Annotated in this window: 18 protein-coding genes and 1 pseudogene; 13 read left to right on the top strand and 6 right to left on the bottom strand. The window is 48.6% G+C overall.

Going from position 1 to position 23,056, the window contains the following annotated elements:
- The first annotated feature begins 4 nt into the window (after positions 1-4).
- Positions 5-388 (top strand): iron chaperone, encoded by a 384-nt coding sequence (locus tag H3H32_RS34235; protein ID WP_182460188.1) that lies wholly within the window; start codon positions 5-7, stop codon positions 386-388.
- Positions 389-410: 22 nt separating this feature from the next.
- On the opposite strand, the gene H3H32_RS34240 is transcribed toward H3H32_RS34235, so the two are convergent.
- Both H3H32_RS34240 and H3H32_RS34245 read right to left on the bottom strand, forming a co-directional pair.
- On the bottom strand, positions 411-1,175 hold the full coding sequence (locus tag H3H32_RS34240; RefSeq protein ID WP_182460189.1) for an SDR family NAD(P)-dependent oxidoreductase: 765 nt from the start codon (positions 1,173-1,175) through the stop codon (positions 411-413).
- Positions 1,176-1,307: 132 nt separating this feature from the next.
- Entirely contained in the window at positions 1,308-2,219 is a 912-nt protein-coding gene (locus H3H32_RS34245; protein ID WP_182464571.1) for a ChaN family lipoprotein, read from the bottom strand.
- Between the two features lie 208 nt (positions 2,220-2,427).
- Here H3H32_RS34245 and H3H32_RS34250 point away from each other — a divergent pair, with 208 nt between their 5' ends.
- The 5 genes from H3H32_RS34250 (at position 2,428) to egtD (ending at position 8,314) form a co-directional block, all read left to right on the top strand.
- Positions 2,428-3,828: an ATP-binding protein gene (locus tag H3H32_RS34250; RefSeq protein WP_182460190.1), complete on the top strand. Its 1,401-nt coding sequence runs from the start codon at positions 2,428-2,430 to the stop codon at positions 3,826-3,828.
- Positions 3,829-3,958: 130 nt separating this feature from the next.
- Positions 3,959-5,620 carry an NAD(P)/FAD-dependent oxidoreductase gene (locus H3H32_RS34255; protein ID WP_182460191.1) on the top strand — a complete coding sequence of 554 codons (1,662 nt, stop codon included), beginning with the start codon at positions 3,959-3,961 and terminating at the stop codon, positions 5,618-5,620.
- Positions 5,621-5,727: 107 nt separating this feature from the next.
- A complete protein-coding gene (locus H3H32_RS34260) occupies positions 5,728-6,000 on the top strand; it encodes a UBP-type zinc finger domain-containing protein (RefSeq protein WP_182460192.1) in 273 nt (90 codons plus the stop codon).
- Positions 6,001-6,089: 89 nt separating this feature from the next.
- A complete protein-coding gene (gene egtB, locus H3H32_RS34265) occupies positions 6,090-7,307 on the top strand; it encodes an ergothioneine biosynthesis protein EgtB (protein WP_182460193.1) in 1,218 nt (405 codons plus the stop codon).
- A 62-nt stretch (positions 7,308-7,369) separates the two neighbouring features.
- On the top strand, positions 7,370-8,314 hold the full coding sequence (gene egtD / locus H3H32_RS34270; protein ID WP_240543850.1) for an L-histidine N(alpha)-methyltransferase: 945 nt from the start codon (positions 7,370-7,372) through the stop codon (positions 8,312-8,314).
- 239 nt (positions 8,315-8,553) lie between these two features.
- Here egtD and H3H32_RS34275 read toward each other — a convergent pair whose 3' ends face one another.
- Together H3H32_RS34275 and H3H32_RS34280 are read right to left on the bottom strand one after the other, a co-directional pair.
- On the bottom strand, positions 8,554-10,086 hold the full coding sequence (locus H3H32_RS34275) for a SusD/RagB family nutrient-binding outer membrane lipoprotein (RefSeq protein ID WP_182460195.1): 1,533 nt from the start codon (positions 10,084-10,086) through the stop codon (positions 8,554-8,556).
- A 112-nt stretch (positions 10,087-10,198) separates the two neighbouring features.
- A pseudogene (locus H3H32_RS34280) lies at positions 10,199-13,361 on the bottom strand (SusC/RagA family TonB-linked outer membrane protein).
- A 496-nt stretch (positions 13,362-13,857) separates the two neighbouring features.
- Between H3H32_RS34280 and H3H32_RS34285 the strand changes: the two are divergent.
- From H3H32_RS34285 to H3H32_RS34315, 7 genes are all read left to right on the top strand, one after another.
- Positions 13,858-14,676, top strand: a complete 819-nt coding sequence (locus tag H3H32_RS34285) for a phytanoyl-CoA dioxygenase family protein (protein WP_182460196.1) — start codon at positions 13,858-13,860, stop codon at positions 14,674-14,676.
- Between the two features lie 7 nt (positions 14,677-14,683).
- On the top strand, positions 14,684-15,913 hold the full coding sequence (locus H3H32_RS34290) for a sterol desaturase family protein (protein WP_182460197.1): 1,230 nt from the start codon (positions 14,684-14,686) through the stop codon (positions 15,911-15,913).
- Positions 15,910-16,866, top strand: coding sequence for a DUF1684 domain-containing protein (locus H3H32_RS34295; RefSeq protein WP_182460198.1), 957 nt, complete (start codon positions 15,910-15,912; stop codon positions 16,864-16,866). The genes H3H32_RS34290 and H3H32_RS34295 overlap by 4 nt, the downstream gene beginning before the upstream one ends.
- A gap of 119 nt (positions 16,867-16,985) precedes the next feature.
- Entirely contained in the window at positions 16,986-17,276 is a 291-nt protein-coding gene (locus H3H32_RS34300) for a hypothetical protein (RefSeq protein ID WP_182460199.1), read from the top strand.
- A 3-nt stretch (positions 17,277-17,279) separates the two neighbouring features.
- Entirely contained in the window at positions 17,280-18,446 is a 1,167-nt protein-coding gene (locus H3H32_RS34305; RefSeq protein WP_182460200.1) for a methionine aminotransferase, read from the top strand.
- Between the two features lie 163 nt (positions 18,447-18,609).
- A complete protein-coding gene (locus H3H32_RS34310) occupies positions 18,610-19,155 on the top strand; it encodes a carboxymuconolactone decarboxylase family protein (RefSeq protein WP_182460201.1) in 546 nt (181 codons plus the stop codon).
- Between the two features lie 3 nt (positions 19,156-19,158).
- A complete protein-coding gene (locus H3H32_RS34315; RefSeq protein ID WP_182460202.1) occupies positions 19,159-19,962 on the top strand; it encodes a mycofactocin-coupled SDR family oxidoreductase in 804 nt (267 codons plus the stop codon).
- A gap of 90 nt (positions 19,963-20,052) precedes the next feature.
- On the opposite strand, the gene H3H32_RS34320 is transcribed toward H3H32_RS34315, so the two are convergent.
- Both H3H32_RS34320 and H3H32_RS34325 read right to left on the bottom strand, forming a co-directional pair.
- Entirely contained in the window at positions 20,053-21,339 is a 1,287-nt protein-coding gene (locus H3H32_RS34320) for a DUF1501 domain-containing protein (protein WP_182460203.1), read from the bottom strand.
- A gap of 90 nt (positions 21,340-21,429) precedes the next feature.
- Positions 21,430-23,034, bottom strand: coding sequence for a DUF1800 domain-containing protein (locus H3H32_RS34325; protein ID WP_182460204.1), 1,605 nt, complete (start codon positions 23,032-23,034; stop codon positions 21,430-21,432).
- Between the last annotated feature and the right edge of the window lie 22 nt (positions 23,035-23,056).

Raw genomic sequence — 23,056 nt, forward strand, 5'->3', positions numbered from 1 at the left:
TACCATGACAACAAATACCCCAACCAATATCGACGCCTACATCGCTGATTTCCCGGAAGCGACTCAGGTGCTTTTACAACAAGTTAGGCAGACGCTTAAACAGGCTGCACCAGAGGCTGAAGAAGCAATCAGCTATGGACTTCCTACCTTAAAACTGAACGGGAACCTGGTTCATTTCGGCGCGTTTAAAAACCATATTGGCTTCTATCCAGCGCCAAGAGCTTTAGAAGAGTTTAAGGAAGAGTTAGCTGGGTATAAAGGCGCAAAAGGGTCGGTTCAATTTCCGCTTGATCAACCACTTCCGTTAGAACTGATCACCCGAATTACGAAGTATCGGATTAATCAAAACCAGGCTAAAGTAGCGGCAAAAGGCAAAAAGAACGTGTAGTGCCTGATGAGTTCGCTACAGCTTACAAACTCATACCGCCATCGACAAAAATTGTTTGCCCCGTAACGTATCGGCCTGCGTCGGAGCAGAGGAGCGTGGCCATACCGGCAATGTCTTCGGGTTGACCTGCGGAGCCAACCGGAATGCTCATGCGGTCGCTTATGTGCTCGGGAATGGGGGGAGTTGGCTCACCGATGCGCGGTGTCTCGATAACGCCGGGTGAGAGATTATTAACCGTAACTCCTTTATCGGCGAGTTGTAACGCCAGATTCCGAACCATGTTGGCAACGGCTGCTTTGGTGCCCGCATACACGATCATGGCAGGGTGAGGCTTCAATTCCTGCACACTCCCGATGGTTAGAATTCGGCCCCAGCCACGCTTGGTCATACCGGGTGAAAATCGTTGAATCATCAACAATGTCGACTTCCAGTTGGCGTTTACCTGTTTATCGAAATCGTCGGGTGTGGTTTCCTGCCATTGATCCGGGACTTGTACGGATGCGTTAATCACCAGAATATCAATAGCTCCCAGTGCCTTAGCGGCCTGTGTGTATAGTTTCTCAATGGCATCCTCTTCTGCGAGATCGACGCCGATCACGGCACTTTTACGACCAAGTTGTCGAATGTGGTTGGCCACGTTTTGGGCCTCTTCGTTGCCACTCCGATTATGAACAATGACGTTTGCCCCAAATTCAGCCAGCGCCAGCGCAATGGCCTGACCAATCCCCTGACTGGAACCTGTGACAAGTGCGTTTTTATCGGAGAGGTTGAGTAAGTCTTTAATCATGGACGGTTTATGGTTTACGGTATTCGGTTAGGCTAGGCTGACGCGATGGTAATTGGTGCATCAGTCTACCGTAAACCGAATACTGTAAACCATAAACAAACTAAATCTTCTCTAAAACTTAGCCAACGACCGTTAATACGTTTTCGTCATATCGGCGGGGATAGCGATGACAAAGTCGGCAAGATTCCGATTCTCGCTCGCAGGTTTGTCGATGTCGGGTATCTCAACTGAGGAAATCGTTAGGATTTTGAGTGTAGGTTGTTGCTTACGCAGGTACCACACAATTCCCTCGAAATTTTTAGAATGATAATCGCCGTTAAAATGCAGTAATGTCTGACCGGGTTTCCGGTTTTGCAGAATGAAATGGGCCATCGTTGCGTCTTTAATGGCCTGGGCGCGGGCGAAGTTGGCCGTCATATCGCTCGTCATTCCATGCGGATTGGTGTTGGCGGCACTGGTAGTGCTGCCGGGTGAGGAACTTCCACCCATCATATCCATCATGCCTTTATAGCCTGGGAGCGTTAAATCGACGGTGAGGGGTAACGGAGCCATCTGGGTTTTTGCTTCGGCAGAAACCGTATCGAGCGCGGCTAATCCCTGTCTCGATACTAGTCGGGCATATCGGCGGGGTACATTCGTGGCTATAAATGGGATATGCTCCTCGCGGGCAAAATCGGCAATGGGTTTGTAATCGGTATTGAAATTAGACCATAAGCGGGCTTGCGTAGCTAATTCTTTGGCCGTTGTTTTACCCTGAACATAGTCGGTGAGCGCGGTTTGATTGTCTGCTTCGAACATCTCGGCACCAAGTATTAGATTGCCTTTTTTGGCTGCCTGCAAATCTTTGGTTAATTGGAATTCGAGCCAGTGGCAAATGGGGTCGTTGTGCAATTCGCCAAACAGCACAACGTCAGCTTCTACGGCTTGGCGAAGTAGTTTGGCGTAGGTTGTGGATTTTAAATTGGGAGTATATAATCGGTAGGCCGGTTTATCGGCGCGGAAGGCAATGGCCAGACAGCAAAGTAGTGGTACTAGGTAGCGCATCATATAGAAAGTTCTTTGTCGAAATGGCGGACAAAGTTATTTTGAAAGATTCTAAGGTAGCAATCCTAGCAATCCAAACGGCAGCTAAACTATAATTCTGTCAAAAAAAGCCCCTATCTTAACATGTAGTGCCATCAGTTTGCTTTCGGATGTTAACCAATCCGCAAAACAATTAGTTACCTAGTCGGTTATTAGTCCTCTTCCTCCTATGAATTTAGTAGAAACCCTGCGTCAGTTTCCCGCTTTCGATGGTGTGCCTGATGAACAGCTTCAGTGGGTCATTGGCCGCTCTGAAGAGGTTACCATTCCTGCCGAAACGATCATTTATAAAGCGAATGACCCCGTCGATTATCTATCGCTATTGTTGGAAGGCCGCATCCGGATTGATACAGGCACCAACAGCTCAGGTGATGAAATTCTGACCTACGATGCCCATGCCATTTTGGGTGTGCTACCCTTTTCGCGGATGAAAAGCATTCCGAATCGGATGGTGACCGAAAAGGAAACCCGCTTACTTCGGCTCCACCGCAACCAACTGCCCGACCTGATTCATGCCTGCTATGAACTGACCGAAGCTCTAGTTCATCAGATGACTACCCGCGTTCGGGATTTTACGAAGTTGACGCAGCAGAATGAAAAAATGGCATCGCTTGGGCGCTTGTCGGCAGGGTTGGCGCACGAACTGAATAATCCTGTGGCTGCCGTCGTGCGTTCCGCCGATACACTGAAAACGCATATGCGAGCCACCCCCGAAGCCTTCAAAACCATCATGCATCTCAACCTGACCGACGAGCAGGTGGATTCGGTCAACACGGTATTTTTCGGGAAATTAGATCAATGTCTGGCCAAAGGGGCTGGTTCGCCCATGACGTTGCTGGAGCGGAGTAATCTCGAAGATGATCTGACCGACTGGCTCGACGATCATGGGGTAGATGACTCGATGGATTTAGCTGGTCCCTTAGTCGAATACTGCTTTACCGTCGAGGACCTGGACTGGATTCTGGAAAAAATTGGCGATAAGAATTTGCTGGGTGTAGTCACCTGGCTGGTTAATAATCTGGTGACCGAGAAATTAGTGCTGGATATTAGTGAGGCTTCTAAACGAATCTCGACGCTGGTCAACTCCATTAAAAACTATACCCACATGGACCGGGGAACCGGGAAAGAACGCATCCAATTGGCAGAAGGCATTCGGAATACGCTTACTTTGCTGGATCATAAAGTCAGAAGTAAACACATTAACCTGACACTGAACTTGCCCAGTGATTTGCCCGACGTTTGTGGCTGGCCGGGTGAATTGAATCAGGTCTGGACGAACCTAATCGACAATGCCGTTGATGCGCTGCCCGATGGTGGAACGCTTGAAATCAGCAGCCAACCCGACGGTTCAGACTTTGTATTGACTAAGGTAATTGATAATGGTTCGGGTATTCCGGGCGATATTCAGGACAAAATATTTGAACCGTTTTTTACAACAAAAGGAATTGGTAAAGGCACGGGCCTCGGTCTGGATATTGTTCAGGGCATTGTGAAACACCACAATGGTTCTGTCAAAGTCCAGTCAAAGCCAGGCCGAACGGAGTTTAGTGTTTGTTTACCGACTCAATGAGCGTTAAGAAAGGCGAAAGAGTGAGAGAGCGAATGAGTGGTCTGCCCTAGCGGTAGAAAACGACGCGCCAGCCGGAATGCCGGATCATCACTCTTTCACTCATTCGCTCTTTCACTCTTTGACTAATCTCATGAAACTACCCATCATTTTTGCCATTGACGACGATCCACAGGTATTACAGGCGATCCAGCAGGATTTGCGAAAAAAATACCGCAAGCAATACCGTATTATAGCCACCAGCTCCGTTCGCGAAGCGCTTGATTCCTTGCCCGAATTCAAGAAGAAAGGGGAGGAAGTGGCCCTGTTCCTGTCTGACCAGCGTATGCCTGAATTGACGGGTGTCGAGTTTCTGATGCAGGCCCGCAAGATTTTTCCGAATGCCAAACGGACCTTGCTCACGGCTTATTCGGACACCGATGCGGCTGTTCGGGCTATCAATGAAGTTCAACTGGATTACTACATTGCCAAACCCTGGGACCCACCCGAAGAAAAACTTTATCCGGTTCTGGATGATCTGCTCGGCGACTGGCAGTCAGACTACCGGCCTGCTTTTGAAGGCTTAAAACTGATAGGGTATCAATTCTCGTCACAGTCGCATGATTTAAAGGATTTTCTGGCGGGCAACCTATTCCCCTATCAGTGGCTCGATATTGAAAATGACCCTCAGGCGCAGGAGCTACTTGATTTGCACGACAAAAATCGGAATGATTTACCCGCTGTCGTACTGGAAGATGGAACCGTCCTGGCACGACCTACGATTGCTGAGTTGGGTGGTAAGCTAGGTTTACAACCTAAAGCAACGCAAAGTCTTTACGATCTGGCGATTATTGGAGCTGGGCCTGCTGGACTGGCCGCTGCGGTATATGGTGGCTCCGAAGGATTGAGAACCATTCTGGTCGATAAACGAGCCCCTGGTGGACAGGCAGGTACGAGCTCGCGAATTGAAAATTACCTCGGCTTCCCCAATGGACTGAGTGGCGCTGATTTGACCCGTCGGGCTATTGCGCAGGCGCAACGCTTTGGCGTCGAATTTCTGGCTCCTCAGGAAGTTGTCTCCATTCAATCGCAGGGGCAATACAAACACATTAAAATGGCCGATGATAGTGAGGTGGTAGCACGGGCTATTGTGCTAAGCACAGGGGTATCGTACCATAAATTAGAGAACGAAAGCCTCGACAAATTTACCGGAGCTGGCGTTTACTATGGGGCAGCTACCACCGAAGCATATGCTTTCAAAGGAAAGCCGGTTTATGTAGTTGGCGGTGGTAATTCGGCGGGGCAAGGGGCTATGTATTTGTCGAGAACGGCATCGAAAGTATTCATCTGCGTCCGTCGCCCTGACTTGTCCGAAACCATGTCGCAATACCTTATTGACCAGATCGGCCGAACGCCAAATATTACTGTCTTGGGTTGTACCGAAATTGTTGAGGGGTTAGGTAATGACCTCCTGGAATGCCTGGTGCTGGAAAATATGGATTCGCACGAACGTCGGACCGTGAAAGCTGCCGGGCTGTTTATCTTCATCGGCACAAAACCCCTGACCGACTGGATCGAAATGAATATCATCAAAGATCCCAAAGGATTCATCGCGACTGGGCGCGATCTGGCTCGTTACGCCGACTTCAAGCAAGTATGGAAGCATGACCGGGAGCCGTACCTACTCGAAACATGCAGCGCAGGCATTTTTGCCGCTGGCGATGTGCGAGCTGGAGCCATGAACCGGGTTGCCTCGGCCGTAGGTGAAGGCGCTATGGCCGTGAGCTTTGTTCATAAATACCTGGCCGAAAACTGATTACTTGATGTATGATATAGGGTATATGATGTATGATGTGGCTGACGCGAAAGGAATCATCATATATCCTACTTCATACATCCTACATCTCATATAAACCCAATACTATGATTAGACCAACTATTTGCGAACACCTGTCTGCTTTGACAGAAATCCGTACGGCTCGTGAGTACGTATGTGAAGAGTGCATTAAAACTGGCGATTCGTGGGTGCATTTGCGTACCTGCCAGACCTGCGGTACAACACTCTGCTGCGATTCTTCGCCCAATAAACATGCTACAAAGCATTTTCTGGTCAGTGAGCACCCTGTTGTGGTCTCGTCTGAGCCGGGCGAACGATGGTTGTGGTGTTTTGTAGATGAACAAATGGTAAATTATTAAACAAGGAACTCACGATTCAGGTTAAGACTTTCACGATTACTGTAGGCTTACTAATCCTATGCCGATCGCACACCCAAAACCGTACCTGAATGATTGCCGAACAAACACTTACTGACCAATATTTTCGGGTAAGAGCTCACTCCGAAACAATTTGTCAGGGGCTTGAAACCGAAGATTATGTAGTGCAACCCATTGTTGATGTTAGTCCGCCTAAATGGCATTTGGGGCACACAACCTGGTTCTGGGAAACCTTCGTTTTAGTCCCTAACGCACCAGATTATCGACCCTTCCACGACGATTTTAGTTACGTATTTAATAGTTACTACGAGACAGTTGGTAAGCGTGTGCTGCGAACAGATCGTGGGAATCTGAGTCGCCCAACTGTGGAAGGCGTATACATGTACCGTGATTATGTGGATGAGCACATGAGCCGGTTCTTGAATAAGGCAGAGTTATCGCCTGAACTTCACGCGCTTATTGAATTAGGCCTGAATCATGAGCAACAACACCAGGAATTGCTTATTACCGATATCAAGTACATTCTGGGTCACAATCCACTATTGCCGATTATTAAGATGCCTATCGTTGAGCATCTGCGACAGGCAATAAATCCGCCCGTTTCAATAAAGGAGGGCATCTATTTAATTGGACATCCGTCTACCTCCCAATCGTTTTATTTCGACAACGAACTAGGGCAGCATAAGGTCTATCTGAACGATACAACGCTCTATGGAAATCTGGTTACCAATGGCGAATACCTGGAGTTTATAGAAGCTGGTGGCTATACGGATTTCCGCCATTGGCTGTCGGATGGTTGGGCGTGGGTACAAGCTAATGCTATAAAGGCTCCTTTATATTGGCACCAGATTGATGGCGAGTGGTGGAATTATACATTCGACGGATTAACGCCGATTGATTTGGCTGTTCCGGTTTGCCACGTGAGTCAATATGAAGCCGATGCTTACGCCCGCTGGAAAGGAACGCGTTTGCCTACTGAATTTGAATGGGAAGTGGCCGCCGTGGATTCGTCAGCCGTGGGCTCGGGCACAGTACAGACAACTAGTCGTCAACTTAACTGGGGGACTCGTTGGGAGTGGACCAATTCGGCCTATTTGCCTTACCCCGGTTTTATAACGGCAGCAGGTGCCGTAGGTGAATACAATGGTAAATTTATGAGTGGCCAAATCGTTCTGCGTGGGGCTTCGGTAGCTACTCCCGAAGGTCATTCGCGGCCGACTTATCGCAATTTTTTTCAACCAGACAAACGATGGCAGTATACGGGAATACGCTTGGTGGAGCGGGCATAGGGCAGGGAGCAGAGGGCACGCGGTTGAGTTTAGAAAGTGGTAGGGGTGATGTTGATACAATTATGCCCTCCGCCCTTGCCGATGAAGTGCGGACGGGTTTGCAGAAAACACCCAAGCGATTATCGTCTCGGTTTTTCTATGATGCCGAGGGGAGCCGACTGTTTCAGGAAATTATGCATGCGCCGGAATATTACCTGACCCGCTCAGAGTACGAAATTCTGGATACATATAAAGCTGATTTACTTCGCCAATTTGCAACTGATAACCGCCCATTTGAACTGGTTGAACTGGGTGCGGGCGACGGCCTGAAAACGAAAATTCTACTCGGATTCTTTGCCGATAAAAACGCCGACTTTACCTATGCGCCGGTCGATATTTCGGTTGATGCACTGGATGAATTAGTGATTGACCTTCGTCAGAAATGGCCTGATCTTCGGCTTAATCCCCGGCACGATGACTATTTCAACGCCCTCGAGCAACTGTCGGAAGAATCAGACGCTCGGCGGGTTGTTTTATTTCTAGGCTCGAACATCGGCAACTTCGCACCTGAAGATGCAATTGATTTTTATCAGCAACTTCACGACCATCTCCAACCCGGCGATTTGGTACTGACGGGCTTTGATCTACAGAAACATCCGGCTGTGATTCATGCTGCTTACAATGATAAGCAGGGGATAACACGAGCTTTCAATCTAAATCTGCTCCGACGAATCAATCGTGAGCTGGATGCTAATTTCGATTTGAGTGCTTTTGATCATTACGAAGTATACAATCCCGAAACAGGCGAAGCGCGCTCGTATCTGGTGAGCCAGAAAGCGCAAACTGTTCAAATTGGCGCATTAGACATGACCGTGCCGTTCGACTACGGTGAAATCATTCATACCGAGATTTCCCGGAAATTTACGCGGGCGCAGATTGAAAACTTAGCCCAGCAAACGGGTTTTTCGGTGACGGGCTGGTTTACCGACTGCAAAGGGTACTTTGCGGACGTTGTGTTTGAACGATAGAGCTGTTTAAGCTTTTCCTGTTAAATATGAGTGTAATTTTTGTCATTCCGACCTTAGGAGGAATCTCTAGCTCCCCTACTAATCAACCTTGAGATTCCTCCTAAGGTCGGAATGACAAAAAACGATGCATTTTCAGCCTGAATGAGAAAGTTTAAACAGCTTCGATGATAAACAAACAAGCCCAACTAATATAGTTGGGCTGTTCGCATAGTTTAGGTTAAGAAAAAAGTAAGATTGGGCTATTGCTTATCCCACCACACGTGGGTATCCAGATTATCAGGACCTTGCCGTGTAACAGCTTCCTGGCGGTTGGCTGTATTGACAGATTGCTCAGAATCTGGATAGGATAAGCGGTAAATGAAATTCCCTTTGATTTCTTTACCCGGATAAGGGTTAGGTGTTAGCGCGGGAAATCCACTACGTCGGAAGTTAGCGAACAATTCAGGGCCGTTCAGGAATGAAACAATCCAATACTGGGTGTTAATCACTTCAAGCCCTTTTGCGGGATCATAGGGATTCTTTTGTAAATAAGCTGCGATGTTTGCATCCGAAACCAGCGATGTAGCATCATAATCGCCCAACTGTTTCATGTGCGCTGTAACCCCAGCATTATAAAAGTCGGCAGCGTTTCCTGTTGTCCAGGTTCGCTGGGCCGCTTCAGCCAGCAGTAATTGTGTTTGCGCATACGTAACTAGGTAGCATGGGGCAAACTGACTGCCCATCCGGGTTCGATCCAACTGCGAATAATCGTAGAAACTGGCTAGTCCGTCGGCCGTGGCTTTGGCAGCAATCGTACCATTATCGTAGCCCATTGGCATACCAATTTGTACCGCCGGGTCACGATTGGCCTTCGCAGCTGTTTGTTCTGGGCCACTTTTGGCCCCTACATAACGTACGGCAATAGACACCAGGCGAGGATCGGACGTTGCTTTGAGGTAATTCACAAAGGCACCCGTGAGGTAATAGTTGGCCGCTTCGGTCGAATTGACAGTAGCGCCCACACCGTTCGTATAGTTAGCATTGTTGCGAACGACTGCATTATCGGCGTTTGAGGTCATCAGACCACCGGCAATAGCTTTCTGTACCGTCGATTGTGCCAGTGTAGGATTCACTTTCGAGAGCCGCATACCAACCCGCAGCAACAGTGAATTGCCGAACTTTTTCCATTTTGCAATGTCGCCCCCGTAAGTAATCTCGCCCGCTTCTGTGGGTTTGGCTGCATCTAAAGCGGCCGTTGCTTCGGTTAGCTCTTTAATGAGGTCATTATAAATGCTCTCCTGCGTATCGTATTTCGGTATAACGTTTCCCGAAATATACCCGAGTCCAGCCTGGCTATAGGGAATATCGCCATAAGTATCTGTTAGTACATTAAAGACATAGGCTTTCCAGATACGGATCATATTGTAGAGGTTAGTCCGATTGGCATCCGTTTTAGTTTGATTGGCTGCATCGACCAGATAGCGAACTACGTTCTGATAATATTGACGCCAGATACCGCCATTGTTACCCGTGGGTCCTCTGTTGTCGATATTAAAATTACCCCCTGCATTGATACCAGAGTTCGGGGTGAATATCTGCTGAACGATAGGTTCCTCAAAAACCAGAATTGACCCCGGAAACGAGGTGCCAACCATGGCATTGTTAAACGTAAATACGGGATTAAGCGTTGTTGCCGCTGTCGGGTTAATGTTCAGTTCATCGAACCCTTTGTCGCAACTGCTAGTGACCAGAAGCAGGGCAAGCAGTGGTAGTATAAAAAATATCTTTTTCATAATTATGTGTTTGTCGTTTACGGTATTCGGTTGGTTTACCGCACCGGCAGACCGGCCAAAACAAGGGCGCGTCAGCCAACCATAAACCTCAAACCAAATACCGTAAACCTATTTAAAATTTAACGTTCAGGTTGAAACCAACACTACGAGTGGTGGGTAAACCAGTCGATTCCAGACCAATCAGGTTATCCGAGCTGAAGCCGAATTGTTCAGGGTCGATGTTGGGTACCCACTTCTTCAGAATTGCTACATTGTTGGCTACTGCACTCAGACGTACTCCTTTGATGAACAAGGTTTTGGGTAATAGTTTAGTGAAGTCATAGCCCAGGCTGATCTGGCGCAGCTTCCACAAGCCCGCATCATAAACGACTTGCTCACCCAGACTCTTAGAACGTCCTACTGAATAGTAATCCTGCACAAACGCCCGAACGGCGTTGACTTCGCCTTTCTCGTTTACGCCAGGGCCAACCATCTTGTTGTCTGGGTCACCCCGACCTACCAGCGTTTCTTTCTGCAAGCCGTGCCGGAAGGCATTCAGGTTGGTGCCCGAAATCATTTTGCCACCCAGTTTAAAGTCGATCAGTACAGATAAGCTTAGTCCTTTGTAATTGAATCCATTAGTGATACCACCCACGAAACGGGGCAGGGCAGAGCCAAATGAAATTGGTGCATCGGTTCGTACAGGCAGACCGTCGGTTCCATTGATAAGCTGACCATCAGCAGTGCGCTTATATCCATAGGTGTACAACTGGCCTAATTGCTGGCCTACTACCTGCCGTAATTCACCGACGTAGATACCTGTGCCCACAACGATTTGCTCACCTGGTGTGTCGGTTATGAGCCGGAGCAATTTGGTCTGGTTATACGACCCGTTGAAGGTTACATCCCAGGAGAAATTTTTCGTCCGTACCGGCGATAGGTTCAATAATACTTCGATTCCCTGATTGCGGCTTTGACCGCTGTTGATAAGCGAACTGGTATAACCCGACGCATCAGATGATTGCTTGGCAACGATCTGGTCGCTGGTGATTTTGCTGTAAACCGCCACATCAAGGCCCACCCGGTTATTGAACAACTTCAACTCCAGACCTAACTCAGTTTCGGCTACACGACTTGGTTTAAGTGTGGTGCTGGGAACCGTATTAGAGGTAATGTAGCCCAGCGGTTGGCCATTGCCAGCCGGATTTGGGAAGAGGTTGGCATTGACGCCATAGAAGAGATTATTCGAGTAAGGGCCTACGTCGCCATCGCTACCCACTTCGGCATAAGCCGCCCGTAACTTACCGAAATTCAACCAGGAAGGTAAGTTGTTGAAGGCTTGCGAAAAGACGAAGCTACCCGTTACAGATGGATACAGGATGCTTCGGTTGGCCGGAGACAGCGTTGAGAACCAGTCGTTCCGAACCGTTCCGTTCAGGTAAAGGAAGTCTTTGTACGAAAACTCAGCGGCTCCATATAACGAATTTACTTTCCGCTCGCTCAAGCTGTACTGTGGGTCTTTCACCCGGCCATTCTGAGGTGTATAAAGCCCCCGAACAACAAAGTCAGTGGCCAGAACACTGTTCAGATCACTCCGGCGATACAACTGGTTACCCCCTGCCGTAAGATCAATACCGAAGACTCCGAATTTATGATTGGCACCAATCAGGAAATCCGTATTCAACTCGCGGAACCGACGAGCCTCCTGCACATACGCACCATTGACGAATCCGGCTGGAGCAGCGGCCAACGAAGCCTGACCCGTTGGGAAGTTATAATCCTGATCTCGCGACCAGTAATCCTGCCCAACCCGGCCCTGCACATATAACCAGTCCGTGACGTTATAGCGGGCCGAAACATTGCCAAACAAGCGGTCCCGACGGATGTTCTCGAATTTATAATTCATGACGAAATAGGGGTTCGTCCGGTTCATAAACCGTGAATAGATAAACTCGTTACCCGTTGCTGGATTGATTTGGTTTGCTTCCAGTACATCAAGTGGCATGGAGTTGGCCAGCGTATAAATTACCGTAGGTGTGCTGTTATCCTGCTGAGCAATCTGAGGTGGGTTTTTGTTGTACTCATTGGAGTAATTGAGCGTGCCCGTAACCGTGAGTCGGGGTGACAGATTATAGGTGAAACCCAGGTTGATCGTTTTACGGCTAAAGGTGTTATTTCGGGCAATGCCTTTGTTATCCAGATTTGACAGCGACAGGTTAAGGCCACCTTTCTCATTACCTGTCGAAACGGCAATGGAGTTGGTCATTGTAGAGCCGTCGCGATAGAACGTATTGATCCGATTCCGAACCGGAGCATAGGGAACGGTTACGCCCCCAAACAAAACCTGCGTCTGACCGGCAAACTTTTCGCCAAAACTCCATACACCTGAGGTTGGGTTAGGGGCCGTGGGTCGAACACCATATTCACCCTGACCATACTCATACTGATAATCGGTGTAGTCTAATGGGTGATCGGATGTGAAGTTCATGTTGTAAGTAACCCCAATTCCCTGGCCCGTTCCTTTGGTTTTGGTCGTAATCAGGATGGCACCGTCTTTGGCTCGTGAGCCGTAGAGAGCGGCAGCGGTACCACCTTTCAAAACGGTCATTCCTTCAATATCGTCGGGGTTGATTGAAGATAGACCGTCACCACCATCGGAGTAATTCCGATCGCGGCTACCAATGGAGTTGTCACTACCCGTATTCCCGTTATTCTGGCCAAAATTGGTGTTATCGACGGGAACACCATTGATAACAATGAGGGGTGAGTTCTGTCCCGAAAATGAAGACTGACCCCGTATGCGAATTTTACTGGTGCCTGCTGCGCCTGTACCGAGGCTGCTAATGTTTACCCCCGCAATTTTACCCTGCAACGCATTGATAAAGTTAACCGAGCGGTTAGTCGTGACCTGTTCCGGGTTAACGATGGCCGTGGCATAGCCTAATCGTTTCGCTTCCTTTTTAATACCCAGCGCCGTTACAACTACTTCACCCAAGCTCTGTCTCGGCTTCTTTCAGAGTAATAGTTAATTGGGTCTGATTGCCAATAGCCACGGTCTGACCCTCAAAACCAATAGAGCTGAAAACGAGGGAAACGTTGGGCGCAACGTTCAGGGTAAAATTACCATTCCCATCGGTGGTCGTTCCGAGTTGTGTATCCCTGACCAGGATATTGACACCAGGAACGGGTTGCTGATCCTTGCTGGATATAACGCGGCCCGTGACTCGGCGATCCTGTGCCTGAGCCAGATTTGTAAGTAAGAAGGCGGCCCAAAGAAAAAAGCAGTAGGCGCTCATTCTCATTCGTACATTGTGTTTCATTATAGGACAGATTGGTTGTTTTTTTGGCTTATGTATCCGAATAAGACAAATTAATCTTATTTAGTTAGTAAGAAATAAAGTGTGAATTTGACACTATTTATGTTCTGTTCCAAGATGAGATTAAAAAAAAATTTGGAATACTGAAAAGTGATATTCACCTTTGTCCATCAACCTAGGGGGATAGGTGTTTTCAAGGACTTGGGAACGAGTATTCTTTTCGGGAATAGGCTTATTAGTAGTCTGTTACGCCGTTTTTTCTCTTTATTGAGCAGAACTGAAAACACCTTTGAGCATGACTTAATGCTGGACAAAACCACTTTTGTCGTTCATTAATCGGCCTTTAGAAGTGATTTTTTTAGTTTAATGACCTGATTTTTTCAGCAAACGACAGTTTGCTTTTCATTGACAGAATTACTATAGTAATTCTGTATACTAAATAGATTTATTGTTAGTTTAACTTAATTGAACATCAATGGTACTCACTAAACACCCAGTTGCCATCCAGCCATTGGCAACTTTAACTGATGCCCAAGTAGCCTTTTTTAACAAAAACGGCTTTCTACACATTAAAAACTTTGTTAGTCGCGATACGGTACAGCTTTTTCTGGGAGAACTACAGCGCATAGAAGCCAACTGGCTTGCCGAGAAAGTGGATAAGATCAATGGAACGCCCCTGAAATTCGGTCGTGACGAAAACGGGCAACCTATTGTACAGCGATTTGCGTTTGCCTCTCTGTTTAGCCCTGTATTGCGCGAGTTCCTGCACGATGAGCGTTTACGGGGGCTCACATCCTTACTACAACCCTACGACGGTCGTATTAGCGAGGAGGAGAAAGATGGTTTAGTGGTCAATCACTACGTTCGCACTCCCGAAAGCAATTTCTCACGCATGGGCTGGCATACCGACAGTCCGCGTGATCTGTTCCTGGGTCATCGTATCCGCCCAATGCTGAACGTGGGTTTGCATTTAGATGACTGCCCCAAGAGCAACGGTGGCCTCCGTGTGTTGCCCGGTACGCATAAGCAAAATACCCTGATGACCTTGTTCCGGAAGCGGCAGTTCATCGACCACCGCCCCGATCGGCGTGAGGTTGGGTTCGATATCGAAGCAGGCGATCTAACTATTCATAATGGCAGCTTATGGCATCGCGTTGAGCAGTCGCCTAAGCTGGGAGCCGAAAGTCGCCGTCGGGTGATGTACATCCCCATTATTACGGGTGAGTACCAGCCGAAAAGCGCTTCCAGTAAAACGCCGTTTTATCACCGTTTCGCAGCCAGAATCCAGAATTAAGATACTCATGCATGTCAATTGGCTTGCGTTTGCGGTTCCGCTCTTCCTATTTTTTATAGGGGTAGAATATCTTGTCGCGAAACGGCAGAAGAAGACCTATTTCCAGTTCAATAACTCAATCGCCAACCTGAACGTCGGTATTGCCGAACGATTGCTGGACAGTTTTACCGTTGGGGTGTTTTATTTCTGGTATGATTACCTGCATCGGCACTACGCGTTTCTCGATATTCGGGCGAGTGCCTGGGGCTGGATCGGGGTGTTCATAGCGACAGACTTTGTGTGGTATTGGTATCACCGGTTGGCGCACGAAATCAACGTGTTTTGGGCCGTTCATATCGTGCATCACCAGAGCGACGATTTCAATTATACGGTTTCGGCCCGAATTACTGTTTTTCAGGCCATTCTTCGCACTGGCTTTTGGTCTATTTTGCCTATTATTGGTTTTCCGCCAGCGATGATTACGACCATCCTGCTGCTTCATGGACTGTATCCGTTTTTTATCCACACGCGTACGATTGGCAAATTAGGCTGGCTCGAATATATTCTGGTGACGCCTTCGCATCACCGGGTTCATCATGCCAGTAACCCAGAATACCTGGACAAAAACTACGGTGACGTACTCATTATCTGGGACAAACTATTCGGCACATTTGTGGAAGAAAATGAAGAACCCGTTTATGGCTTAACCAAACCGCTCGACAGCCATAGTTTTTTATGGCAGCATTTTCATGGTTTGCTCGAAGTGTTGGTTGCCACCCGGCGGGCAAGCGACTGGTCGGCGAAGTGGAAGGTTTTGTTTGGGCGCCCCGACTCGGTCGATCCGCATATTCGGGAAGAACTGGAGGAGCGGTTTTTATCGGGCGATGCGGCCAGTCGGACAGCTATTCATACAAAAAGTCGCCGATTTAAAGGGTATGTTATTGGGCAGATGGCTGGTATACTGTTAATTCTGTTCACCTTCCTGCTGATGGAATCGTATGTGCCGGGCTATCTCCAGTTTCTGACCGCCCTGTTTATTCTTTTAACGTTGATTAACTGTGGTGCCCTACTCGAACAGCGGCAATGGGTACTATATCTTGAAATTGGGCGAGTTGCGGTACTTTGGCTGGCCTTATATAGTGTGTTAGGTTACCCCATGATTATTGTGCTGGGCTACATTGGCGCCTTGTCGCTCTGGGCGTATTTCTCTGGTATTCAAAAACGATATTTTCAGTTGTTATACGGTTCCTCACTATGAACTACACGGATTCATCTATCAAGCCCCTGAACATCTATTCGGGCAGTTTTTTCGGTTTATGGTTGCTGGCTATGTTCGCGTCGGTTGGCTGGCGAACCACCGACGAACCGTCCTACAAAGCACAGATTGACGAATGGCATCAGAACCGCCTGAAGTCGCTTAAAAGTGAATCCGGCTGGCTGAACATCGCGGGTTTATTCTGGCTGAAGGAGGGTGACAATAAAGTCGGTGGTGATCCTGGTAATGACATTGCGTTTCCATCTGGCAAGGCACCCGCTCAATTAGGAAGCTTTCAACTCACCAAGGGGGCCGTCTTATTTACTCCCGCGCCCGAAGCGGCTGTCCTCGTTGACCGGTCGACTACAGGTACGGAAAAGCCACAACCTGTGCTGACAACCGAAACGATTTTTTCGCCGGAAAGCAAAAAGGCCGTTGTGCTGCAACACGGATCGCTCCGCTGGTTCATCATCAAACGGGGTGAAAAATATGGGGTTCGGTTGCGCGATCTGGAAAGCCCACTGTTGAGTGAGTTTCATGGAATAAATCGCTATCCGGTGGATGAAAGCTGGAAAGTAAAAGCTCGTCTGGAAGTCCCATCAGAGCCCAAAACTATTCCGATTATGGATGTACTTGGGCAGATTTCTCAGTATCCATTGGCCGGTACACTCGTTTTTGAGCGAGGGGGTAAAACCTACCGTTTGGATGCGGCAGGCGAAGGGGAAAAATTGTTTATCCTGTTCGGCGATCCAACCAACACCCACGATACCTACGGCGCGGGCCGGTTCTTATACGCACCCAAAGCAGGCTCTGATGGCACAACCACGCTTGACTTCAATCAGGCGATCAATCCGCCCTGTGCCTTCACAACCTTTGCCACCTGCCCCTTGCCGCCGAAGCAAAACAAGTTGGCGCTGGCCATTACAGCGGGCGAAAAACGGTACGGTGATCATTGATATTATTTTAGTAAGCAAATGGATAATGTAAAATGGATAATGTGTAATGAACGTGTTGATAGATAGAGGTTTATGGATTGGTAATTATTCATTTTACATTATTCATTATCCATTTACCCATGAAGAGTAACCTCAACGGTAACGGGGCCGATCACTTTCATAACCTGGCTTATCAGGATCAGTTAAATCTGATCTGGCAGCAGGGCAAACTCCTCGAAGCACGTCGAATTCCGGGATTCTGGCTGCATTTATATGCCATTAACGCCTTTTTTGTAGAGATGTGGATTTGTCAGCGGAAGTATAGCGTTAATTTGGTGCGCGTTCTGGCGAATGTGGACGAACTGGAACCCTATATTGACAAGGTATCACTCGGAGAATTGTTTTCCGATGGATACAACACGGCACTTTAAGTAATGACCAACCAAACACCTCTACTGGCTAGCCTTGCATCGAAACTGCCCACCGTTGGCACGACGATTTTTACAGTCATGTCGAAATTAGCGACCGAAACCGGGGCTATCAATCTATCACAAGGTTTTCCGGGTTTCGATTGCTCCCCCGAATTAGTATCGCTGGTTGAGAAATACTTGCGAGGGGGATTTAACCAGTATGCACCCATGACGGGTGTTCCAGCTTTACGAGAGGCTATCGCGCAGAAAACGGCCGATCAGTATGGCGTAAATTATCATCCCGAAACTGAAATCACGATTACGTCGGGTGCCACCGAAGCCATCTTTGCCACTGTTACAGCTGTGGTTCGTCCGGGGGATGAAGTGCTGGTTTTTGAACCTGCTTACGACAGTTACGTTCCCGCCATCGACCTGAACGGTGGCGTGCCCGTTTACGTCACCCTTACCCCACCTGATTATAGCATCGACTGGCAAGTGGTGCGAGACAAAATCACGGATAAAACCCGGCTGATTATGGTCAACACGCCACACAATCCAACCGGGCATGTGTGGACGACTGACGATTTGGCGCAGTTAGCGAATCTGGTGCGTGACCGAAACATCTGGATTGTGAGCGATGAGGTGTACGAGCATATTCTATTCGACGGTCGAGTTCATAATTCACTCATGATGCATCCTGAACTGAGGGAGCGCACGTTTGTCATTGGATCGTTTGGCAAAACGTTTCACATTACGGGTTGGAAAATTGGCTACTGCCTGGCACCCAAGGAATTGAGTGTTGAGTTTCGGAAAATTCACCAATACCTGACCTTCAGCACGGTTACGCCCATTCAATATGCACTGGCTGATTACCTGAAAGAACCGGACCACTACCGCCAATTACCAGCTTTCTACCAGCGCAAGCGTGACTTGTTTCTAGCTGGCTTGCAAGGCTCCCGATTCACCTGGAAACCAGCAGAAGGTAGCTTCTTTCAAACGGTTTCCTATACCGACATCACCGATGAGCCGGATTATGACCTAGCGATTCGGTTAACGAAAGAAATTGGTGTTGCATCGATTCCAGTTTCGGTATTTTACAACCAGAAAAACGATTACAAAATCCTGCGGTTCTGCTTTGCCAAAGACGATGCCATTCTGGCCGAAGCCGCCGAGCGATTGCGTAACTTATAGGTGTATTGGGTGATTAGATTGTACCCACGGGCTTCAGCCGTGTATCAATTCAATCCATATACGGGCTGAAGCCCGTAGGTACAATGTAGGCTCAAACAGGCTCCGGCTGTTTGACGTTGATCATACGAATGAACAAACAGCCGGAGCCTGTTGAGCCTTAGCTATGTCCCGAATTTCTCCCCTTCCGTACAACGAAGCGACGCCCGATGTTCAGGCCGCTTTTGATGCGCACGTTGCCGATCATCCCGGTAGCCGCATCACCAATATGAAAGCCACGCTGGGTAGGTCGCTGCTGGCGTTTCAGGTGTATATGCAATGGTATCCATTGTATGAGCAAGTGAAAGGGATTGTGGGAGATCGGCTGGCGTATTTGTACGCGCATTCGATTTCGGAAGGGTCGGATTGCCCGGTCTGCACTACGTTTTTTCGCCGGATCATTATAGACAATGGTGAGCGTCCTGAAGAGATCCAACTAACCGATCACGAACAGGATGTCATTAACTTCGGCAGTGCCATTGCGCAAAACAAGGGCGAGGTTTCTGACGAACTCTATGCACCCATTAGTGAATGTTATACCGATGCCCAGATCGTTGTGCTGGTGGCTTTTGCGGGCCAGATGGTTGCGACCAATATCTTCAATAATACACTGAACGTAGATGTCGATGAGTATCTGTATCCCTATCTTCCGTTAACCCAAACTCACCCGTAAACCATGAGTGATTTACAAGGCAAAGTAGCTTTTATTACGGGCGCAGCCCACGGGCAGGGGAGGGCTGTAGCATTGGCCTTAGCCAAATCGGGAACGCATATAATAGCCTTTGATCTGGCTAAACCACTGGCCTATCCGGGTTACGCACTCGGCTCCGAAAGTGAACTGGAATCGCTGAAACGAGAAGTGGAAGCCCTGGATGTGACCTGCCTTATCGCACAGGGCGATGTTCGGCGAGATGCAGATATAAAACCAGCCGTAGATGCCGCCGTTGCTCGTTTTGGTCGGATTGATATTCTGTTCAACAATGCGGGTATCTGCGCCTATGGCTTGGTTCACGAATTGCCCGAAGACGAATGGGACGCCATGATCGACATCAATCTGAAAGGAGCCTGGTTGGTGGCTAAACGGGTGATTCCAGTGATGATGGAACAGAAATCGGGCGTTATCATCAATAACTCGTCCATTGCCGGTCTTCGGGGCATGAGTCGCCTAAGCCACTATGCGGCTTCAAAATGGGGCCTGGTTGGTCTGACGAAATCATGGGCAATTGAATTGGCTCCGTACAACATTCGGGTTAACTCCATTCACCCAACGGGTGTTAACACCCCTATGAACGACGGACTGGCCGAGTTGGAAGGGACCACCACGCAGGAAATTGCCGAACGTTCAGCGGGAAATCTGCTACCCGTTCCCTGGGTGGAGCCCGAAGATGTATCGGCTATGGTGCTGTACCTGGTTTCGGATGGCGCTCGGTATGTGACGGGCTCACAATTTGTACTGGATGCGGGCTTGCTAACGCGGTGATTTGTAACGCGGCCGGGCTGGCGTACCAGCATCCTGTCCGCATAGCTGAAGAGAAAAACTTATCAAGGCTATGCGGACAGGATGTCCGCGCTACACCATCGGCAATAACGGAAACTGCCCCATTAATACCGTCTGAATATCATTGGATGGCAGATTGAGCCATTGCTGTAAAACCGTTGCGTAAACCGACCGGAAGTCGTGCTGCATGGCTACGTTATCGTTGACGGTGGCATTGGCTGGTAATTGCGGATTTGTGCCGATTACGCCCCCTTTAACGGTATTGCCAAAATAAAAAACCGGGGCAGCGGCACCGTGATCCGTACCACCACTGGCGTTGGATTTGATGCGCCGGCCGAATTCGGAGAACGTCATGCCCATTACCCGATCGGCGGCATTCAATCCTTTCAAATCATCCATAAACGCACCAACGGCTTCGGATACCCGGCGCAGTAACTGAGCCTGTACACCCGTCGTTGTGTCGTCGGCTTCGACCTGTTTGGCGTGCGTATCGAAACCGCTAAGACTCACCAGATACACTTTGGTTCGTAGGCCTCCGGCGATGAGTCGGGCTACGATTTTCAACTGGTCAGCCAGTGGGTTTTTGCCCGGTGTGGGGTACTTATCCGACTGTTTGGTAATGCTCTGAGCGGCTTTCTTGATCACACCCGCGTATTGATCCGTTTTCTGTGACACTTTTTCCAGATAGGCCAACTGGTCACCCCAACGAGTGCTTGGCGTTGTTTCGGTTTTGTCTTCAACCAGATCATAAAACGAAGAAGGATTGCTGATTGCGAGGCCCATCGGGAACGCTGGTCCCTGAAACGCCGATGCGACAACCGACCCTATTTGAATCGCTAATGGATCGGGCATAGCTTCGGTCGGATATTTCTCGGGAAAACCGGGAAACGTATCGTTCAAATACCGACCTGCCCAGCCCGTATTCAGGATTTTGTCGGAATCGGAGCCTGTCATCCAGATATCGGTTGCCCGAAAATGCGAGAAGTTTGGTTTGGGATAACTAACAGCCTGAACAATACCCGCTTTCCCTTCATTGAAAAGCTGCTGAATTTCGGTCAGCGCGGGATGTAGTGCTACCGTGTCGGCTCCGTTTAATTTCAGAATTTTGTTCTGCGGGAGCGCAATATTCGGTCGGGCAGCCTGATACGCACCGTATTGATCGACTGGGATAACCGTATTCAACCCGTCGTTTCCACCAACAAGCTGAATCAATACCAATACCCGATCATTTGGCAAATCTTGCCCAATGGTAGGCATCAACGACGTTTGCGCCATTGCCCGAACCGAATACCCATTCAAGAACTGGGGCAACACGACCCCAGCGAGGACAGTATGTTTTATGAAGTCTCGACGTTGCATGATTTCTAATGATTGAATGATAGAGTGACAGAATGATTGAATAGCTAACGCACGCATTATTCTATCATTCAATCACTCTATCATTCAAAATTATGTTAGTTGATACTGAGGCAAATTCATCAGGTACTTGTACAGGCTTTTTAGCTTTTTTGTTACGTTGGTTTTGTTAGCGGCATCGTCGGGTGTGGTAGTTAGATTTTGCCAGGCTTGTGTCCAGTAATGATCCGACATGCCGCCCTGTAAACCCGATAGCAAAATGCTCGTCTTGATATATTGCTTGTCTTTATCGGGAAGCTCGATGGCATATAATCGCCGGACGGCATCGTCAATCAGGGCAACGGGATCGGCGGGGTTGGGCAGTGACTGGGTGAACGCCACGACATCAATCATCAGCTTTTTACCGTTTCGGTTGATGTTGCCGTTGGTCATGCCGTCCGAAAATACATTGCGTTTGGGCAGCGTATCCGAGTTTACCCAAAGGCGATCAAACATCGGCTCCTGATAATAGGCTGGCCAACCGGCCACATTCGGTGGGTCGCCGATATTCTGCTGCATGTTCGCCGTCTGATTCTGAATGGCAAACCAAAGACCGTATTGGTCGACGTAAGTAGTCGCATCAGGAAATGCAATGTCATACTCCCGACAAAGCCCTACCGTATAATCGAGTGGACTTTTGATAAGCGCTCCTCGATTGGTGGCGTCGAAAAAATGCTGGCTGCCAAACAGCTCCCGCAATACCGGTTTGATCTCATATTTATTCGCCCGAAAGACAGCCGCTAGAGGAGTAATAACGTTGGCTTCGGTATCCGCATCAATTTGATGATAGACAAAATACCGATAGAGCTTTCGGCAGATAAACCGGGCTACTTCCTCCTGCGCGAAAATCATGGTAAGCAGGTCATCTAGCTCCTGTTCGCCCTCCGGCCCGCGACGGCCTTTGATGGTTGTATTCTGATAAAAATCTGAAAACACTTTGTCGCTGCTATCATGCCGACCGGGATCAAATAGGCTGACGAACGTAGTGGTGTCGTTTCGAAAGCCGGTCAGTACTTTGGCGGCAGCTTTCACATCGGCTTCGGTATAGTGAGATCCGGGGCCTTTCCCTACGGTGAACAACTCCTGTAATTCACGACCGTAATTTTCATCCGGCGCTTTTTTGTTATTCGAATTACCATTGAGGTATTTCAACATGGCCGGATCTTTCGTCACGGCCTTGACCAACTCTTTAAAATTACCCAATGCGTGGGTCCGCATCAATGCATTGTTCCGATAGCACATCAGCGCATTGTCGACCATGTTGCTTTCCGTAACGAAATGATTGTGCCAGAAGACCACCATTTTCTCGCGTAACGTTCGGCTTTGATTGAGCATCAAGCCTAGCCACCACGCTTTGAGTGAGTTTTTCCGGCGGTAGTTATTCATACCATCGTAGTTGATGGACGTTATCCAGGTTTCGCCGGGGTTTATTTCGTCGTCGGTGAATTTATCGTCGTTGTAATTATTGATGGGTGGGAGTGGGGCTGGCTCATCGGCCAGCAATTCATTCAGCGCTTTTTTGAGCGAGAGCGTTTGCATATGCGCCACGTCGGCAGGTTTTGCTCCAAACATCGTGCGTCGAAGCAGGTGTTGCGCATCTGCGGCTGTCCATTTTGTGCGGAATGGCTCTAGCTGAGCCTGGATTTCTGCGTTTTCCATGCGTTAATTCGAGTGGTTGAGC

It is taken from the genome of Spirosoma foliorum, from assembly GCF_014117325.1.
GTDB classification, from domain to species: Bacteria; Bacteroidota; Bacteroidia; order Cytophagales; family Spirosomataceae; genus Spirosoma; species Spirosoma foliorum.

Bases quoted from the DNA above. Each gene is read 5' to 3' on its own strand.
- H3H32_RS34285 (WP_182460196.1), top strand. From the start codon at position 13,858: ATGGTACTCACTAAACACCCAGTTGCCATCCAGCCATTGGCAACTTTA.
- H3H32_RS34235 (WP_182460188.1), top strand. From the start codon at position 5: ATGACAACAAATACCCCAACCAATATCGACGCCTACATCGCTGATTTC.
- H3H32_RS34310 (WP_182460201.1), top strand. From the start codon at position 18,610: ATGTCCCGAATTTCTCCCCTTCCGTACAACGAAGCGACGCCCGATGTT.
- H3H32_RS34255 (WP_182460191.1), top strand. From the start codon at position 3,959: ATGAAACTACCCATCATTTTTGCCATTGACGACGATCCACAGGTATTA.
- H3H32_RS34315 (WP_182460202.1), top strand. From the start codon at position 19,159: ATGAGTGATTTACAAGGCAAAGTAGCTTTTATTACGGGCGCAGCCCAC.
- H3H32_RS34305 (WP_182460200.1), top strand. From the start codon at position 17,280: ATGACCAACCAAACACCTCTACTGGCTAGCCTTGCATCGAAACTGCCC.
- H3H32_RS34295 (WP_182460198.1), top strand. From the start codon at position 15,910: ATGAACTACACGGATTCATCTATCAAGCCCCTGAACATCTATTCGGGC.
- H3H32_RS34325 (WP_182460204.1), bottom strand. From the start codon at position 23,034: ATGGAAAACGCAGAAATCCAGGCTCAGCTAGAGCCATTCCGCACAAAA.
- H3H32_RS34260 (WP_182460192.1), top strand. From the start codon at position 5,728: ATGATTAGACCAACTATTTGCGAACACCTGTCTGCTTTGACAGAAATC.
- H3H32_RS34245 (WP_182464571.1), bottom strand. From the start codon at position 2,219: ATGCGCTACCTAGTACCACTACTTTGCTGTCTGGCCATTGCCTTCCGC.
- H3H32_RS34320 (WP_182460203.1), bottom strand. From the start codon at position 21,339: ATGCAACGTCGAGACTTCATAAAACATACTGTCCTCGCTGGGGTCGTG.
- egtB (WP_182460193.1), top strand. From the start codon at position 6,090: ATGATTGCCGAACAAACACTTACTGACCAATATTTTCGGGTAAGAGCT.
- H3H32_RS34275 (WP_182460195.1), bottom strand. From the start codon at position 10,086: ATGAAAAAGATATTTTTTATACTACCACTGCTTGCCCTGCTTCTGGTC.
- H3H32_RS34290 (WP_182460197.1), top strand. From the start codon at position 14,684: ATGCATGTCAATTGGCTTGCGTTTGCGGTTCCGCTCTTCCTATTTTTT.
- egtD (WP_240543850.1), top strand. From the start codon at position 7,370: ATGCCCTCCGCCCTTGCCGATGAAGTGCGGACGGGTTTGCAGAAAACA.
- H3H32_RS34250 (WP_182460190.1), top strand. From the start codon at position 2,428: ATGAATTTAGTAGAAACCCTGCGTCAGTTTCCCGCTTTCGATGGTGTG.
- H3H32_RS34300 (WP_182460199.1), top strand. From the start codon at position 16,986: ATGAAGAGTAACCTCAACGGTAACGGGGCCGATCACTTTCATAACCTG.
- H3H32_RS34240 (WP_182460189.1), bottom strand. From the start codon at position 1,175: ATGATTAAAGACTTACTCAACCTCTCCGATAAAAACGCACTTGTCACA.